We start from the raw sequence: 16,204 nt of genomic DNA, 5'->3' as shown, positions 1-16,204 counted from the left end.
TCATTTTCAGATTGGCTCCCTCTCCTTAGCAAGGAGAGGGTTGGGGTGAGGTTTGCTCTTTAATTAGCATTTGCTAATAACTCTGGTGAAACCTTCTTTCCTTTGTGTTCTTTGTGTCCTTTGCGGTATGCGCTACGCGCACGCTACGCTTTAAGCGGAAGCTATGCCGTTGGCGAAGCCTCTCGAAGAGAAGGCTATACGTTTTTCATAATTTTGCGTAAGCCCTGTTTAATTAGCATTTGGTAATAACTCACCATTAATTTTTAAAGAGATGACTTCCACAACATAGCCATGAGGCGTTTCTTTCCCTACTCCATCAGCTTTAATTTCACTACCAGATTTAGCTAATTTCTTCAGATTTTCTCTGATGGGTTTAGATAGGTGAACTTGAGTTCCAGATGTTAAAATAGCGCCTTTAATTTCTCCTTTATCGTCAACTAGCCAATGCTGCACAGTGTCATCAATTTTTAAAGTAGTTAAATTACTAGATTCAGATTTTTTCTCACCTTTAGGCTTCGGTTGTTTCGCCACAACTTTGTTAGTTTTAGTATTCGTAATTACGCGTGCATCTATTTCTTGTCCATAAGAACTAGAAGTACCTGATTTACCAACAGCTTCTACAGTATCCCCTGGTTTAATCGCATCTTCTAACTGTTTACCATTATGTGCTGCAAACTTAATTTGTTTGCCATTATTCAACAAAACTCCCTCAACTAAACCTTCTTTATTTAATAAGTACCGCTCAACATTCCCCGTATGGGTTTGTTCTTTATCACTTTTGACTGGTAATATGTTCACAGGAGACTCCGAACTATTTTTACTATTGGATATTTGGTTATATCCCCATCCACCGACGACTAAAGTAGCCGTAACAGCAGCTACTCCTAACAATACTAACTTTAGGTTTTTGAATTTCTTGGGAAATTGAATTTTGCGACTTTTATTTTTAGCTTGAACTAAATCTACTGCTTGCTGAATAAACTCAGCAGGTATTTTGGCTTCTTCGCCAATTAATATGAGTTCTTGCAGAGAATATTCTTGCTGTTTTTGAGAGTATAATTCAGCCGCTAGTTGAAAAACTTCTGGTGCTAGTTCTCGATGTAAGCGATTTTCTTGGTTATCCATAATGTCACTTGGGAATTAGTAATTGATAATTTCCGCAAAATCACGCCAAACCATTCTACTTCATCCAAAAAACAGCAGGTTGGCAAGCTGAGATTATCTCATTTTACCAATCCTACAAGCTGATTAGGTCATCAACCTAAAATTGCCATGAGAAACTAATACCATAAAGTTTCTCTGCTGTTTCCCTCTCAATTCGCGCATTTTGAAACTCACCTAAACTATTGAAAATATCACGAGATTTCCTTTTTTCAGATGCTAGTAAGTTTTTTCCAAACAAATTCATTTGCAGATTCTCAGCTAACCGGAAACCCAGGTAAGCATCTAAACCGTTTTCTGTGCTTTCTTCTGTGACTTCAATTCGCCCATCTTTGAGTTCACGATTGGTAAAACCGGGGAGGATATTGTAGTTTAAACCAAAGTTCATTCCCCATGAGGGAATGGTGTAGTCAAAGCCCAAATTAGCAACGTAACTTGGTTGATTTTGAAAGCGACGAATTTCCCCATTGGTTGCGTCTTCTAATTCTGAACCGAGAAAAGAAAGATTACCAAATAAAGTCAAGTTTGGTAAACCAATAAAAGGTGTCCGTGTTTGTAAGTCCATTCGCACGCCGTAAATTTTGCCATTTCCCGCATTTCTGGGTGATTGTTGAAAACGATTATTTTCTGAATTTAGAGATATACTATTTTCAATTTTGTCATCTACCCAACGATAGAAAGCATTAATCCCAAATGCCCCGGTGTTGTTTCCCCAAGATTGTTCAATTCCTGCTTCTACACCCAGAGAAGTTTCTGGTTTTAATTCGGGATTTCCTATGTTGTCGGGTTGCAGTAAAGTCCCATTTTTACTATCAATAAAGGGGATGAGATCATCAAATTTGGGACGGCGAATTGTCCGCGCTGCACTCAATCGGAAAACGGTGGTTGGTAAAACTTGGTATTTGTAGTGTAGGGAGGGGTTAAATATTGTCCCTGATTGCCCAATGCTGGTATTATCTAGGGCGCTAGCTGTGTTATTTACGGCTTCCATCCGCAATCCGGCTGTCAGGGTATGTAAATCACCTAAGCGAATTTCGTCTTGAACATACAGATTTAGTTGATTTTCTGTGATGTTGTAAATATCTTTGGGGCCAATTTTCTCTACAGGTTCCCTGAGTTGGGGTGCTGTTGGCTGTTCTGTAGTGATTTTCTTTTTTTCGCGATCGCGCAAATTTCCTTCCACACCTAACGTCAAACTGTGGTTTTCCCAAGGGCGAAGATTAAAGACTAAAGTTCCTAATAAACCCTGCTCAAATTTTGTTTCCTCTTCCCGTTTAATATCACCTGGATTTCTCACAGGTCTTGCGGGGTCTAAAGGGCTACCATCGACATTCAAAAAAGTGGTAATAATATTGTCTTTGACTTCTACTTTATCTTTTCTCTCATCTGTCCGTTGAAAGAATAACCCCAACTTCATATCAGCAGTAGCACTTAATTCCCGTTCCCAATGACCACCTAAACGCCAACCTGTAACTGTCTTATCTTCATCTTTCTTGACTGTTTCTTGTTGCTGTTCTTGGAGTCTTCCACTGGGAAAAAATCTCTGTCTCGTGAGGTTACGAGTTGCATCTTTTTCCTCCAAGGTTCGCAAAAATAAGGGTTCAAAGCTGAGTGTATCTCTGGGAGACACCCGCCAAACCAAGTTGGGGACTAAACTAATATCGAGAAGACGTTTACCTTCACTTTCTGTTTCATCTTCCGTGGGACGATTTTGCCGATCTAAAGTTTGCTTGAATTTCTCTTTCGGTGAATCCCGGCGTTGAATCCCCCCACTAATTAAGTAACTAAAATCACCTTGTTTATCACCATAAAGCACACTAACACCACCAAATGGTCCAGCACTTTCTAAGGTTGTCCCGGTAATGGTGAGGTCAGAAATTCGTTGATCAGGTGCTTTTTTGAGAATAATATTCACAGTCCCGGCCACACCTTGAGAATCGATAGTGGCGGTAGGATTACTAATAATTTCGATGCGTTCTACTAAACTGACAGGAATCCGGTCTACTTTTAACTCCCGATTTTCACCTCCATCGGGGAAACGCTGACCGTTAATTAAAACTTGTGTGTATTCTTTGGGTAAACCTAAAAGCTGCACATCTTTATCTTCTCCTGGTGGTCCGCCCAACACTACACCAGGTTGACGGCGGAGAACTTCGCCTATTGTGCGATGATTAAACCTTTGTATTTCTCGCTGGTCAATAATAATTACCCCTGTGGGTGAATTTTGCCGTTCTTCAATAAAATTCACCAGTGGACTAGTTACTACATCTAGTTGAATATCAGTTTCTCTTTCGTCCTCTGTTGTCAGGCTTGGTGTGTCTTGAGTCAACAACTCAGCCTGAGTTTGAGGTAGTTCTATTTCGCTGATGCGAGGGATTTCACTTTCAGATTTTTGTGCTGTTGTTGCAGCTGCACTTGACACGAAAAGACCTGTCAACAATATACTGTTGAAGAAAATAAGATTACTTGGCATACTCAAAGATGAGATTAATTTAATTCGGGACAAGTTGGCGCTTGTCCTTTTTTGTACGAGAATGTCAGAGAAAATTAATATATTTTCTCAATATTACTAGTATTAAAGTCCTAGTTAGTTGCAATTAGATAGGAATAAAAACTTAGCATGATTAACTTAGAAAAATCAATAGTTATTAGTGTTTAATAATACGTAACATTTTCTGTAAGTAGTAAAACCAAGTCAGTTCTAAGTCATTGGTAAAAGCCAAAAACCCCAATTTCTTCAAGAAACCGGGGTGATAAAGTCTATTCTTAGTAGAGTGGGTTAGGAATGTAGTATTTTTAACCCACCCCAAACTTAACTAAACACCTTGATTAAGATGCTACCTGCGCTGTGGTGCGAGTCCGCCGTCTTCTACCATCGGAAACCTTCGCAGGTGGTTCTTCAGCAATTTGCATCAACAAAGTCACAGTTGGTTGACATTGCAACTCTCTACGAATGGAGCGTTGTAATTCCCGCTCTAACATCCCTTGTAATCCACCCCAGTCTACTTCTGGTTTTTCGCCTTCACGAATCTGGGCAAATTCTGACCAACGCACACTCAGCATTTCTTCAATGCGTTGTTGCACCCATTTCTGTACAAGCGATCGCTCTACACTGGTAACAACACCCCGCAGATGAGTTTCTGGTTTAGCTAAAAGTTTGCCATTCCAATCAATAGCAGCAGCAATGGTGACAATGCCTTCTTCTGACATTTTTTGTCGTTCTTGTAAAACCATATCACTGACCATACCAGCGCTGGTGGTATCCACAAGTTCAATACCAGATGCAACTTTACCAGCAACACGGATAGATTCTTCAGTTAGTTCTACGATGTTACCGTTTTCGATAATCACCATATTTTCCGCAGGAATGCCCATACTTTGAGCAGTTTGGGAGTGCTTCACTAGCATTCGATGTTCACCGTGAAATGGCACGAAGAACTTGGGACGAGTTAAGGCGATCATCAGTTTTTGTTCTTCCTGACAGCCGTGACCGGAGACGTGAATGCCTTTATCCTTCCCATAGACTACATTTGCGCCCTGAATCATCAATTTATCGATGGTGTTAACCACAGCGATAGTATTGCCAGGAATTGGGTTTGCAGAGAAGAGTACGGTATCTCCTGGACGAATTTTGAGTTGAGAGTGTTCTTTGTTGGCAATACGGGTCATGGCTGCCATTGTTTCACCCTGAGAGCCAGTAGTCAAAATCAGTACCTTTTCATCTGGCATATTCCGTACTGCGTGCAACGGATGGAAGATATTATCATCACACTTTATGTAACCCAGATTGCGGGCATGAGCAATCAAATTCAGCATGGAACGACCCACAACCGATACGACACGGTTATGCTTCTGCGCCAACTGCAAAATCATGTTGATGCGATGCACACTGGAGGAAAAGGTGGTGACAAATAAGCGCCCGGTAGCTTTGCCAAATTCCCGATCTAGGTTAGGGAAAACTGAACGTTCTGAGGGGGTAAATCCTGGTACTTCGGCGTTAGTTGAATCACTCAATAAGCAAAGTACACCTTGTTCACCGTGTTCTGCTAACCTTTGTAAGTCGTAGTGTTCCCCATCTACAGGTGTATGGTCAATTTTAAAGTCTCCTGTGTGGATGACTACACCTAGAGGGGTATGAATAGCCACTGTAAAACTATCAGCAATAGAGTGGGTATTACGAATAAATTCTGCAAAGAAATGTTGACCGATGCGGACTATATCACGAGGTTTAACTGATCTTAAGTCGGTGCGATCGCGTACTCCGGCTTCTTCCAATTTCCCCTCTAGCATGGCCATTGCCAGCCTTGGCCCATGAATCACAGGAATGTCAAATTGCTTCAGGTGAAAAGCGATACCGCCGATATGGTCTTCATGACCGTGGGTGACGATCATACCCTTAATCTTATGGCGATTTTCCCGTAGATAAGTTGTATCTGGCAGGACAATATTTACCCCTAGCATTCCTTTTGTCGGAAAGGCTAATCCCGCATCAAGCAGAATAATTTCGTCTTCATACTCAAAAACACAGGTATTTTTACCAATTTCGTGCAAACCGCCCAACGGAATAATTTTGAGGGCAGATTTAGTTTCGTTATTTACCATTGTCTCCTTGGATTTTGGTTGGTTTTTCAGCTTTAATAAATTCAAATTTACCTATCTCGTTATGATTGTTATGACAGAAAATACTAACTTTCTATTTGAAAGCAGCTAAATTGTAATTGAGATTTTGACTTTTTCCTTTAATCAAACGATTTTACATATATAACTCTTCTCATATTTATCATATACAGAATTATTTTATCTGTGTACATCTGTGTTTATTTGTAATTTCTTAAATCCCATACTTTGCTCAACTAGAAAGCATAGAAATGTCAAGTTTAAACTCGTTAAAATTACTCTCATTCTTGATATACATCTTTAGCAACCACAAGTTACTATCTAAATTAAATCAAGTTTATCCAATACCACCTTTAACTTATCGCTCACATCTGAGTCAGCTTCGCATAGCGGTAGACGAGTAGAACCTACCTCCCAACCTTGAAGTTTCAGCGCTTGTTTAACTGGAATGGGATTTGTAGTTAAAAATAAAGCTTTAAACAAAGGAAATAGTTGTAGATGAATTTCTTCGGCAATTGCCACTTTTCCCGCGCTAAAAGCTTGAATCATCTGCTGTAGTTGATTACCTACCAGATGAGAAGCCACACTCACTACACCCGTTGCCCCGATTGCTAACAAGGGCAAGGTTAAGGAATCATCTCCAGAATAAATCTGAAATTCTTTTGGTGTCAAGCGGCGGATTTCACTCGCTTGGTCTAAATTTCCAGTAGCTTCTTTGATGCCAACAATATTGTTAATTTCAGCTAACCGGGCAACAGTTTCTGGACTGAGGTTTTGTCCGGTACGTCCAGGGACATTATATAACAGTAATGGTAGTTCTGGACAGGCTTGGGCGATCGCTTGAAAGTGCTGGTAAAGACCTGCTTGTGGCGGTTTGTTGTAATAAGGTACAACTTGTAATGAACCATGTACTCCTATTGTAGCAGCTTTTTGGGTAGCTGCGATCGCTTCTTTGGTGGAATTAGAACCACATCCCGCGATCACTTTAGCTTTTCCATCCACTGCTTGCAATACTTCCACAAATAATTGGTATTCCTCGTCCCAACTTAGGGTAGGGGATTCACCTGTTGTCCCACATATTACTAATGTATCTGTGCCGTTGTTAGCTAGATGTGCTGATAGTTCTGCTGCTACATCATAGTTAACGCTACCATCTGCTTTAAACGGCGTAATCATAGCGGTTAAAACTCTGCCAAATTCTCCCACCCTGTTTTTACTCCTAATTAGCCTCTTGGTTTTTTACAGTTATCAGTTATCAGTTAAGAGAGATAATTGGGTAAGTAAATCCCCGTCTTCACTCTTCACTGATTTCATGACCTATTGCTCAATTTGTTTCAAGGTTACTTCACAGATATAGTTTTTTATATATCTTACTAGCGAAAAATACCTGAAATTTAATTGGTGATTATTTCTCACTGGAAACGTATGTTTTTGCAGGTTGGAGTAGGTTTTTTTCTACCAACAACTCGGCAATTTGAATGGCATTTAATGCCGCACCTTTACGGATTTGGTCGCCAGAAAGCCAAAGTTCTAAGCCGCAGGGATGAGAAATATCTTGACGGATTCTTCCTACTAAAACATCGTCTTGACCTGTGGCTTCAATGGGCATGGGAAAGTAATTCTTTTCCCAATCTTCGATTAATTTTACTCCAGGAGAGCGACTTAAAATTTCTCTGGCGGCATCTGCACTAAAGGGATTTTCAAACTCTAGATTAATTGATTCGGAGTGGGCGCGCAGTACGGGAACCCGTATACAAGTAGCAGTAATTCTAATTTGTTGGTCGCCAAAAATTTTGCGGGTTTCGTTGACCATTTTCATTTCTTCTTCACAGTAACCCAAATCGTTTAAGGGAGAGTTATGTGGGAATAAGTTAAACGCCAAGGGGTAAGGCAAGACTTCGGCTACTGGTTGCTGTCCTTGTAATATGGCGCTGGCCTGGGTTTTAACTTCTGCCATTGCTTTCGCACCTGCGCCACTCGCTGATTGATAGGTGGAAACTACAATCCGTTTGATGGGGCTAATTTGATGCAGAGGCCAAATTGCCACGCTCATCAAAATTGTGGTGCAATTAGGGTTAGCGATAATACCTTGGTGGTTAGCAGCAGCTAAGGGGTTTACCTCTGGTACGACTAGGGGAACTTCCGGGTTCATGCGAAAGGCGCTGGAGTTATCGATCACCACTGCACCTTTTTCGACAGCTACCCCTGCCCAAGTCTTGGATGTGGAACCCCCAGCACTAGCTAGAACTATATCTATATTTTCTAGGTTGCGATCGCTGACTAATTCTACTGGTAAATCTTGCCCTTTAAATCGTAGCGATCGCCCCACACTTCTTTCTGATGCCAATAGCTTCAACTCTCCCACTGGAAAGTTCCGGCTGTCTAGTAATTCTAGCAACTCTGTGCCAACAGCACCGGTCGCTCCCAAAATAGCTACACGATAGGATTTTGACAAACTGGCTTTCTCCTTTTAAAGGTTGCGTATATTTTTCCGAAAAATTTACAATTTATACTTAATTATCTAAATAGCGATCGCCAATTTTGAATAATTTTTTTAATTCTAGGGGATTTTTCTGAATATAGTCAGTTTACATTAAGTTAAACAATGTTGATTTTTTTCAGCATTCTTGCTAAAACATCCCATCTATTGGGATTATTATATAATGTTATTATACAACAACGTCATTTCTAGTCCAACAAGGAGTATCTACACGTAAGGATAGTATTATTCGGAAAGTTTTAAAAATAACAAATATGGAGATAGTATTATTGGGTTGTGGATAAAAATGGATGTACTATGATCCAGAGGGATGGAAAACAGTCAGCCTGAGTTCCAAAAAGCAGAAAGACCCAACAATATAACAATCTATAGCAGAAAACCCTAGTTAAAAACCAGAATATCACGGTGTGAGACCGGTGAATTGAGAAAACCAGGACTAGTTAAGTTATTGTAATAACTGCCAGTTTCCATAACCAAAGTTATGTCCGCAAATTGTCAAGTCCTTTGCCATTGGGGGTAAACTGGATATCTACTCAAGGCACTCATCCATATAATATGGGCTTTTGACAGATAAGTAGATACTTCCCATTCCGAAACCAAGAGCAATCAACCCACAAAAGCGGTAAATCGCCTCTTGTGCGTGCTGGGAGCCAAAAAACCAGAAATAAATATAGAGACAAAGCATGAAAGTTACCCAGGAAAAACTTCCCGCCAGCCAAATCGGTCTGGAAATCGAGATTACGCCAGAAATTACCAAGCAAACTTACGAACAAGTAATTAAAAACTTAGCTAGAACTACAACTATTCCTGGGTTTCGTAAAGGCAAGGTACCTCGGCCGATATTGCTACAGCGCTTGGGCGTAACACGCGTCAAAGCAGCAGCGCTGGAAGAAATCGTGCAGAATGGCGTAGAAAAAGCACTCAAACAAGAAGAAATTCCCGCAATTGGACAACCACAACTGCGGAGTTCCTTTGACGACTTGATCAGTAATTATGAGCCAGGAAAACCCCTGACTTTTTTAGCCGCCGTAGATGTACAACCAGAAGTTAATTTAGTACAGTACACCGGTTTAACAGCCAAAGCCGAGGAAATCAAATACGACTCCAGTCGAGTTGATGAAGTCCTGGAAAAAGAAAGAGCAGAATTAGCGACGCTGATTCCTGTAGAAGGACGTGCAGCCCAAATTGGCGATGTTGCTGTAGTTGATTTTAAAGGCGTGTTAGCCAAAGGTGAAGGCGAAGACGAAACAGCCGAGCCAACAGCAATTCCTGGAGCGGAAGCCACAGATTTTCAACTAGAATTGCAAGAAGATAAGTTTATTCCCGGCTTTGTCTCAGGTATGGTGGGCATGAATCCCGAAGAAACCAGAGAAATTTCGGCTCAGTTCCCAGATCCTTATGCTAACGAAGAGTTAGCTGGAAAAGCGGCAATTTTCACAGTTACACTCAAAGAAATCAAAGAAAAAGAACTACCAGAGTTCAACGATGACTTCGCCCAGGAAGTTAGCGACTTTGATACCTTAGCTGAACTCCGGGCTTCTCTAGAAGAACGATATCAAAAAGAGGCTGAGGAAAAAACTAAATCCAACCAGCAGGAAGCCTTGTTAGCAGAACTGCTGCAATATGTAGAGGTTGACTTACCAGAAACCTTGATTGACAAAGAAATAGACGCAATGCTTACCCAAACAGCGATGCGCCTTTCTCAGCAAGGATTGGATGTGAGAAAGCTCTTTACCCAAGATATTATTCCCCAATTGCGGGAGCGATCGCGTGATGAGGCTATTGAACGCCTGAAACGGTCTTTAGGATTACTGGAAGTCAGTAAAAAAGAATCCATTGAGGTGACAGCTGAAGAAGTTCAAACCAGAGTTACCGAATTGATGGAACAGTACAAAGACCAAGATATTGACACTGAAAGAATGCGTTCAGTCGTGGAAAACGAACTGTTAACTGAAAAAATCGTTGATTGGCTGCTAGAACATTCATCAGTAGAACTAGTCCCCGAAGGTTCTCTGACTCCCGCAGCAGAAACCTCAGAAGACTCAGAGACAACGGAACCTCAGACTGAGGAACAAAGCACAGCAGCTACTACAGAATCAATATAATCTGTGCTGATACGCGATAAATCGTGTACAAGAAGTGCTGAGTACAAATTTTGCCTACTCGGCACTTCCTGATGGGAATTTATCCCCCATACGCAGCAAATCCTGATGAAATATGCAAACCATCGGGCAAAAATTGGGGATGTGCGATCGCTTTAGCTTGATCCGTTTTTACGAGAGCTATATCCATAAGGCATAATGGTGAATGAATAGCTCAAATAAAATTGCATCTTTGAAAAAAGCAGCAATAACTACTGCCAAACCTGTCCTAACTTAATTCTCAATAGTTCTTATATGCTTTTATCCCAGTCGGGAAACCACCCCATCCATAGTTTAAGTAGAGTCAACGTTACCTCCCATCTGAGCCAACCTACCAACATCGTACCAATGGTGGTAGAGCAGTCTGGCATGGGAGAAAGAGCTTTTGACATTTACTCCCGCCTGCTGCGAGAGCGAATTATCTTCTTGGGGACTCCCATTGATGATACAGTTGCCAATTCCATTGTGGCTCAACTGCTGTTTCTAGACGCGGAAGACTCAGAAAGAGATATTCAAATCTATATCAATTCTCCTGGTGGTTCCGTCTACGCAGGCATGGCAATTTATGATACAATGCAACAAATCCGTCCCGATGTTGTTACTATATGTTTTGGATTAGCCGCAAGCATGGGGGCTTTCCTCCTAGCAGCAGGTTCTGCTGGGAAACGGATGTCTCTACCAGACTCTCGTATTATGATTCACCAACCATTAGGTGGCGCTCAAGGTCAAGCCATTGATATTGAGATTCAAGCGCGAGAAATTCTGTATGTTAAAGCTAAGTTGAATCAATTACTAGGCCATCATACGGGTCAACCCCTAGAAAGACTTGAGGCAGATACCGAACGCGACTTTTTTATGTCGGCAGAAGAGGCAAAAAATTACGGTTTGATTGATCAAGTCATTTCCAGACAAAATATTCCCACTGCCGGGGAAAATGTCACCATTCTGAAATAAGAGGCTGGTATGTCTAAGTACGACTCCCATTTGAAATGTTCTTTTTGTGGCAAGTCTCAAGAGCAAGTACGTAAACTAATCGCAGGGCCGGGAGTCTACATCTGCGATGAATGCGTTGACTTGTGTAATGAAATCCTAGATGAAGAGTTACTAGACACGAATACGGCTGCGTCACAACCAGCACCAAGGTCAGAACCAACCGAAAAACGTCGTGGGCGCTCTGCTAATCTCTCCTTTAACCAAATTCCCAAACCTAGAGAGATTAAAAAATATCTAGACGAACACGTTATTGGTCAAGACGAAGCTAAGAAAGTTTTGTCAGTGGCAGTTTATAACCACTACAAGCGACTGGCAGTTATTCAGTCGAAAGGTAAAAACGCCGCAGATGATGCTGTGGAACTGCAAAAGTCCAATATTTTGTTAATTGGCCCCACTGGTTGCGGTAAAACCCTCTTGGCGCAAACCTTGGCTACCATCTTGGATGTACCCTTTGCTGTGGCGGATGCGACGACACTGACAGAAGCAGGGTATGTCGGCGAAGATGTAGAAAATATCTTACTGCGACTGTTACAAGTGGCAGACTTGGATGTGGAAGAAGCCCAGCGAGGAATTATCTACATTGACGAAATAGATAAAGTCGCGCGCAAGAGTGAAAACCCTTCCATTACCAGGGATGTATCCGGGGAAGGCGTGCAGCAAGCTTTGCTGAAAATGTTAGAGGGGACGATCGCCAATGTGCCACCCCAAGGAGGACGTAAGCATCCTTATCAAGACTGTATTCAGATTGATACGAGTAATATTCTGTTTGTTTGTGGCGGTGCTTTCGTCGGTTTAGATAAGGTAGTAGAGCAGAGAGCCGGCAAAAAGTCAATGGGTTTTGTGCAACCCGGCGACCTTCAGTCCAAAGAAAAACGGACTGCTGATACTCTCCGTTATCTAGAACCAGATGACCTAGTAAAATTTGGCATGATTCCCGAATTTATTGGACGTGTGCCAATGGTAGCTGTGGTTGATCCGTTGGATGAAGAAGCGCTCATGGCAATTTTGACCGAGCCACGCAGTGCTTTGGTGAAACAGTACCAAAAGCTGCTGAATATGGATAACGTCCAATTAGATTTTAAACAGGATGCGTTGCGGGCGATCGCCCAAGAAGCCTACCGCCGGAAAACTGGTGCTAGAGCCTTGCGGGGTATTGTGGAAGAACTAATGCTTGATGTCATGTACGAATTACCCTCTCGTCAGGATGTTACTCGCTGCATGGTTACTAAGGAAATGGTAGAGAAGCGTTCCACAGCCGAATTAATAGTACATCCGTCCTCCTTACCTAAACCGGAATCAGCTTAATAGTCATTAGCCCTTCGGCTACGCTCAGGGTAAATCATTGATCATTGGTCATTGGCTTTTGACTTGTGAATTTTGACTTGAGAAAAATGTCTTATATTCGTGTTCGTGGTGTTGAGCATTACTATGAGTGGGTGAAAAAACCCTCTGATTCTTTAGTAAAGCCAGTCATGGTGTTTCTTCATGGTTGGGCTGGTTCAGCTAGATACTGGAAAAGTACAGCTGATGCTTTGGCAGAGCAATTTGATTGTTTACTCTACGATTTACGGGGTTTTGGGCGTTCTCATGGCCAACCTATCATCGCCGCAACCAGTGCTTCTGTTGTAGAGTCTCAGTCAAAACCAGAAAAAGTAGAGGCCATTCAAGAGCTAACTTATGAATTAGAAGAGTATGCCGAAGATTTAGCAACTTTCCTAGATGAACTGCACATCCAGCGCCTTTATATTAATGCTCATTCAATGGGTGCATCTATCGCCACATTGTTTATCAACCGCTATCCCCAACGTGTAGAAAGAGGGATTTTAACCTGTAGCGGTATTTTTACGTACGACGAAAAAGCCTTTACTGCTTTTCATAAATTTGGTGGCTATGTAGTCAAATTTCGTCCCCAATGGCTAAGTAAAATCCCCTTGGTTGACAGAATTTTTATGGCGAGATTTTTGCATAGTCCCATTGCCAGTTGGGAGCGTCGGGCTTTTTTGCAAGACTTTCTCCAAGCAGACTATGATGCTGCTCTGGGTACAATTTATACTTCCGTGAGTAAAGCCCAGGCAGAATTAATGCCCCATGAATTTGCCAAGTTAACAGTACCGACTTTGCTGGTGGCTGGTGAGTATGACCAGATTATTCCTGCCGAGATGGGTCGTCAAGCGGCGGCAAAGAGTGAGAATATTCAATTTGCCATGATTCCCAATACATCCCATTTTCCTATGTTGGAAGATGCCTCAAACTACTTAGAAATAGTGCAAGAGTTTTTGCAGGTTAAGGCACCGGAACCACAAGCGGGTTAACTTAATTTTACGCTTCTTCTAAAAAGGGATAGTCAGTGTAGCCCTGTTCTGTGCCGCCGTAAAAGGTACTGCGATCGTAGGGATTCAACGATGCATTCAGGGCAAAACGTTTCACAAGGTCAGGATTGGAAATATAGATGCGACCATAGGCAATTAGATCAGCTTCGCCCTTGGAGATGATTTGTTCGCCAATTTCACGGTTTAATCCGCCAGCCGCAATAATTTTACTGTGAAACAGGGGACGGAAAAAACCAGAGGTGAGGTCGCTACTGAGATGTTCTAGGGTATCTTGGCTCCCATTAAGACGGGGTTCGATGAGGTGCAGGTAGGCTAAGTTAAATTTGTTGAGTTCCTGCACGACATAGCTGAAGAGGGTTTTGGGGTCTGAGTCGCCCATGTCGTTAAAACTGCCGGAAGGAGATAATCGTAAACCAACGCGATCGCCACCCCAGACTTCAGTTACGGCTTCCAGAACTTCCATCAAAAAGCGCGACCGATTTTCTATTGAGCCGCCATAGGCATCGGTGCGGTGGTTGGTGCAGTCTTGCAAAAATTGATCAATCAGATAACCATTTGCGCCATGTACTTCAACGCCGTCAAAGCCTGCTTCTAGGGCATTTTTCGCACCTTGACGATATTGGTCAATCACGCTGGGGATTTCTTCGAGTTCAAGGGCGCGGGGCGCGACGTAGGGTTTCATGCCTTCGTAGGTTCCGACTTCTCCTGTTGGGGCGATCGCGCTAGGGGCAACGGGTAATTCACCATTTGGCTGAAAATCAGGATGGGAAATGCGCCCAACGTGCCAGAGTTGCAGAAAAATGCGACCACCTTTGTCGTGGACCGCTTGGGTAACTTTTTTCCAGCCAGCAATCTGTTCAGCCGAATGGATGCCGGGGGTATTGGGATAACCTTGTCCTTGAGGACAGACTTGGGTTGCTTCGGAAATAATCAGTCCAGCAGTTGCCCGTTGTGCATAGTAGGTGGCATGAAGTTCGTAGGGAATGTTGCCAGCCGCAGCACGACAGCGAGTCAAGGGAGCCATCACCAGACGGTTCGGTAAGGTGTAAGTACCGAGTTGTACAGGGGTTAATAATTGCAGCGTGTTATCCATAAGTCTAACTGGAATCGTTTTTAAGTATCTAGGATAATCTATATCAAATTGGTGGCGACGTTCCGGGACTGATAACCTAGACTCTACATGATAGAGCGATCGCATTTGCGTAGCGTGTGCTGTCTCGCACTCAGCGCTCCGCAGAAATCGCCCCTAGCGTCTAAGAGAACTTTGATTTGAATATTGATTTTTGGGAAATCCCTAAACTAAACCCAGTTCACGTTTTAATAAATTAATCGACGTAGCCCCAATATAATTGTCTACCTTAATCAGTTTAGGTGGACGAATGATATCTTCCAGTGATGCTTGTACTGCTGCGTGTACAGTGGGAAAACTAGCTTGATCGCTAATAATCACTTCCGCTCTTTTGACGATCGCTCTAATTTTATAAGCATCCTTTGGTTGTGAAGTCATAATTAATAGTTCATCTCCTCGTAAACCGTGAAGAATCACTTCTGCGGCGCGGGCAATTCCGGAACTCAGACTAACTATGCCTACACAATTTTGCTTGGGCAAGGTTTTCAGTAGATCCAGTTCTTTGGTGTAATCATAGATATCTAGAGGAATTACCCGTACAGCTTTTGGCGCTGCTATTTCTTCTACATCGCTAATGAAATAACGACTTGTCACCACCGTTGCTGAGTTAGTTTTATCTAGCACCGCCGCTAACTCTTCCATTGCTACCAACTGTACAGGTATTTTCAGGGCTATTTGTAATTCATACACCATCAATTCCCCAGCACCTATGTCATGGGCGGGAACTGCCACGAGGACTTGAGCGCTACAACGTAAGCGCCAATCAATTTCTCCTAAAAATAGCTCCCGCGCTTGGTTGAGTGAATAGCCTTGAGAAAGCATTTCATCCAGGGCTTTCTGCACTAGTTGATAGGCATCTTCGCTTTGTTTTTTAACGATGGGAGATTGTAGCTTGCTACCGCCTTCATGGCCTTGGGTACGCACATAAATTCCCGAACCAGCTAGACTTTCGACAAACCCGTCATCTTCTAACTGGCGGTAAACTTTGCTAATAGTATTGCGGTGCAACCCAGTTTGCATGGCTAATGCTCTTGTGCTGGGTAATTTGTATCCAGGCGGATATTGCCGGGAGGCGATCGCAAACCGGATTTGATTAAATAGCTGATTAGAAGCGGGAATTTCACTGTCTGGCTGAATACGGAATTGAATCATTACCAAACCTGTTGATATTAGTAGAGGCAACTAACTAGGTGCATTGATGACATATTAGATATCTTATATACATATAGTTTTTTTAGCGAGAAATTTTTTATTCCCCACTTTTGCTAATTGATCACTGCTATGGGAAATCGCTAAACTACTGGCATAGTTAATCCAATCATCATAAGCTTCA

Annotated in this window: 11 protein-coding genes; 4 read left to right on the top strand and 7 right to left on the bottom strand. The window is 42.3% G+C overall.

Annotated features, from left to right (window positions below; translation table 11 throughout):
• Positions 1 to 228: 228 nt before the first annotated feature.
• From ACM0OP_RS05400 to ACM0OP_RS05380, 5 genes are all read right to left on the bottom strand, one after another.
• The gene (locus ACM0OP_RS05400; protein ID WP_414527366.1) at positions 229 to 1,125 is read right to left on the bottom strand and encodes a hypothetical protein; all 897 of its coding nucleotides are present in this window, start codon (positions 1,123 to 1,125) and stop codon (positions 229 to 231) included.
• A 136-nt stretch (positions 1,126 to 1,261) separates the two neighbouring features.
• On the bottom strand, positions 1,262 to 3,583 hold the full coding sequence (locus tag ACM0OP_RS05395) for a TonB-dependent receptor plug domain-containing protein (protein ID WP_414527365.1): 2,322 nt from the start codon (positions 3,581 to 3,583) through the stop codon (positions 1,262 to 1,264).
• A gap of 407 nt (positions 3,584 to 3,990) precedes the next feature.
• Positions 3,991 to 5,763 carry a ribonuclease J gene (locus ACM0OP_RS05390; RefSeq protein ID WP_414527364.1) on the bottom strand — a complete coding sequence of 591 codons (1,773 nt, stop codon included), beginning with the start codon at positions 5,761 to 5,763 and terminating at the stop codon, positions 3,991 to 3,993.
• 336 nt (positions 5,764 to 6,099) lie between these two features.
• A complete protein-coding gene (dapA, locus tag ACM0OP_RS05385; protein ID WP_414527363.1) occupies positions 6,100 to 6,984 on the bottom strand; it encodes a 4-hydroxy-tetrahydrodipicolinate synthase in 885 nt (294 codons plus the stop codon).
• A gap of 199 nt (positions 6,985 to 7,183) precedes the next feature.
• Positions 7,184 to 8,233, bottom strand: coding sequence for an aspartate-semialdehyde dehydrogenase (locus ACM0OP_RS05380; RefSeq protein ID WP_414527362.1), 1,050 nt, complete (start codon positions 8,231 to 8,233; stop codon positions 7,184 to 7,186).
• 728 nt (positions 8,234 to 8,961) lie between these two features.
• On the opposite strand from ACM0OP_RS05380, the gene tig reads away from it, so the two are divergent.
• From tig to ACM0OP_RS05360, 4 genes are all read left to right on the top strand, one after another.
• On the top strand, positions 8,962 to 10,383 hold the full coding sequence (tig, locus tag ACM0OP_RS05375) for a trigger factor (RefSeq protein ID WP_414527361.1): 1,422 nt from the start codon (positions 8,962 to 8,964) through the stop codon (positions 10,381 to 10,383).
• A gap of 291 nt (positions 10,384 to 10,674) precedes the next feature.
• Positions 10,675 to 11,373, top strand: coding sequence for an ATP-dependent Clp endopeptidase proteolytic subunit ClpP (gene clpP / locus ACM0OP_RS05370; protein WP_414527360.1), 699 nt, complete (start codon positions 10,675 to 10,677; stop codon positions 11,371 to 11,373).
• Positions 11,374 to 11,382: 9 nt separating this feature from the next.
• On the top strand, positions 11,383 to 12,717 hold the full coding sequence (gene clpX / locus ACM0OP_RS05365) for an ATP-dependent protease ATP-binding subunit ClpX (RefSeq protein WP_414527359.1): 1,335 nt from the start codon (positions 11,383 to 11,385) through the stop codon (positions 12,715 to 12,717).
• Between the two features lie 86 nt (positions 12,718 to 12,803).
• Positions 12,804 to 13,724, top strand: coding sequence for an alpha/beta fold hydrolase (locus tag ACM0OP_RS05360; protein ID WP_414527358.1), 921 nt, complete (start codon positions 12,804 to 12,806; stop codon positions 13,722 to 13,724).
• Between the two features lie 7 nt (positions 13,725 to 13,731).
• Here the strand turns inward: ACM0OP_RS05360 and ACM0OP_RS05355 are convergent, their stop codons facing one another.
• Both ACM0OP_RS05355 and ACM0OP_RS05350 read right to left on the bottom strand, forming a co-directional pair.
• Positions 13,732 to 14,835: an alkene reductase gene (locus tag ACM0OP_RS05355; protein ID WP_414527357.1), complete on the bottom strand. Its 1,104-nt coding sequence runs from the start codon at positions 14,833 to 14,835 to the stop codon at positions 13,732 to 13,734.
• A 201-nt stretch (positions 14,836 to 15,036) separates the two neighbouring features.
• Positions 15,037 to 16,023 (bottom strand): GntR family transcriptional regulator, encoded by a 987-nt coding sequence (locus tag ACM0OP_RS05350; protein ID WP_414527356.1) that lies wholly within the window; start codon positions 16,021 to 16,023, stop codon positions 15,037 to 15,039.
• Positions 16,024 to 16,204 lie beyond the last annotated feature (181 nt).

The organism is Nodularia chucula CCY0103 (genome assembly GCF_963923915.1).
GTDB lineage: Bacteria > Cyanobacteriota > Cyanobacteriia > Cyanobacteriales > Nostocaceae > Nodularia > Nodularia chucula.
Note: the sequence above shows the minus strand (reverse complement) of the source record. Positions and strands in the feature narration are given on the sequence as shown.

Excerpts from the sequence above, each read along its gene's own strand:
- clpP (WP_414527360.1), top strand. The coding sequence starts at position 10,675 with ATGCTTTTATCCCAGTCGGGAAACCACCCCATCCATAGTTTAAGTAGA.
- ACM0OP_RS05390 (WP_414527364.1), bottom strand. The coding sequence starts at position 5,763 with ATGGTAAATAACGAAACTAAATCTGCCCTCAAAATTATTCCGTTGGGC.
- ACM0OP_RS05400 (WP_414527366.1), bottom strand. The coding sequence starts at position 1,125 with ATGGATAACCAAGAAAATCGCTTACATCGAGAACTAGCACCAGAAGTT.
- clpX (WP_414527359.1), top strand. The coding sequence starts at position 11,383 with ATGTCTAAGTACGACTCCCATTTGAAATGTTCTTTTTGTGGCAAGTCT.
- tig (WP_414527361.1), top strand. The coding sequence starts at position 8,962 with ATGAAAGTTACCCAGGAAAAACTTCCCGCCAGCCAAATCGGTCTGGAA.
- ACM0OP_RS05355 (WP_414527357.1), bottom strand. The coding sequence starts at position 14,835 with ATGGATAACACGCTGCAATTATTAACCCCTGTACAACTCGGTACTTAC.
- ACM0OP_RS05360 (WP_414527358.1), top strand. The coding sequence starts at position 12,804 with ATGTCTTATATTCGTGTTCGTGGTGTTGAGCATTACTATGAGTGGGTG.
- ACM0OP_RS05350 (WP_414527356.1), bottom strand. The coding sequence starts at position 16,023 with ATGATTCAATTCCGTATTCAGCCAGACAGTGAAATTCCCGCTTCTAAT.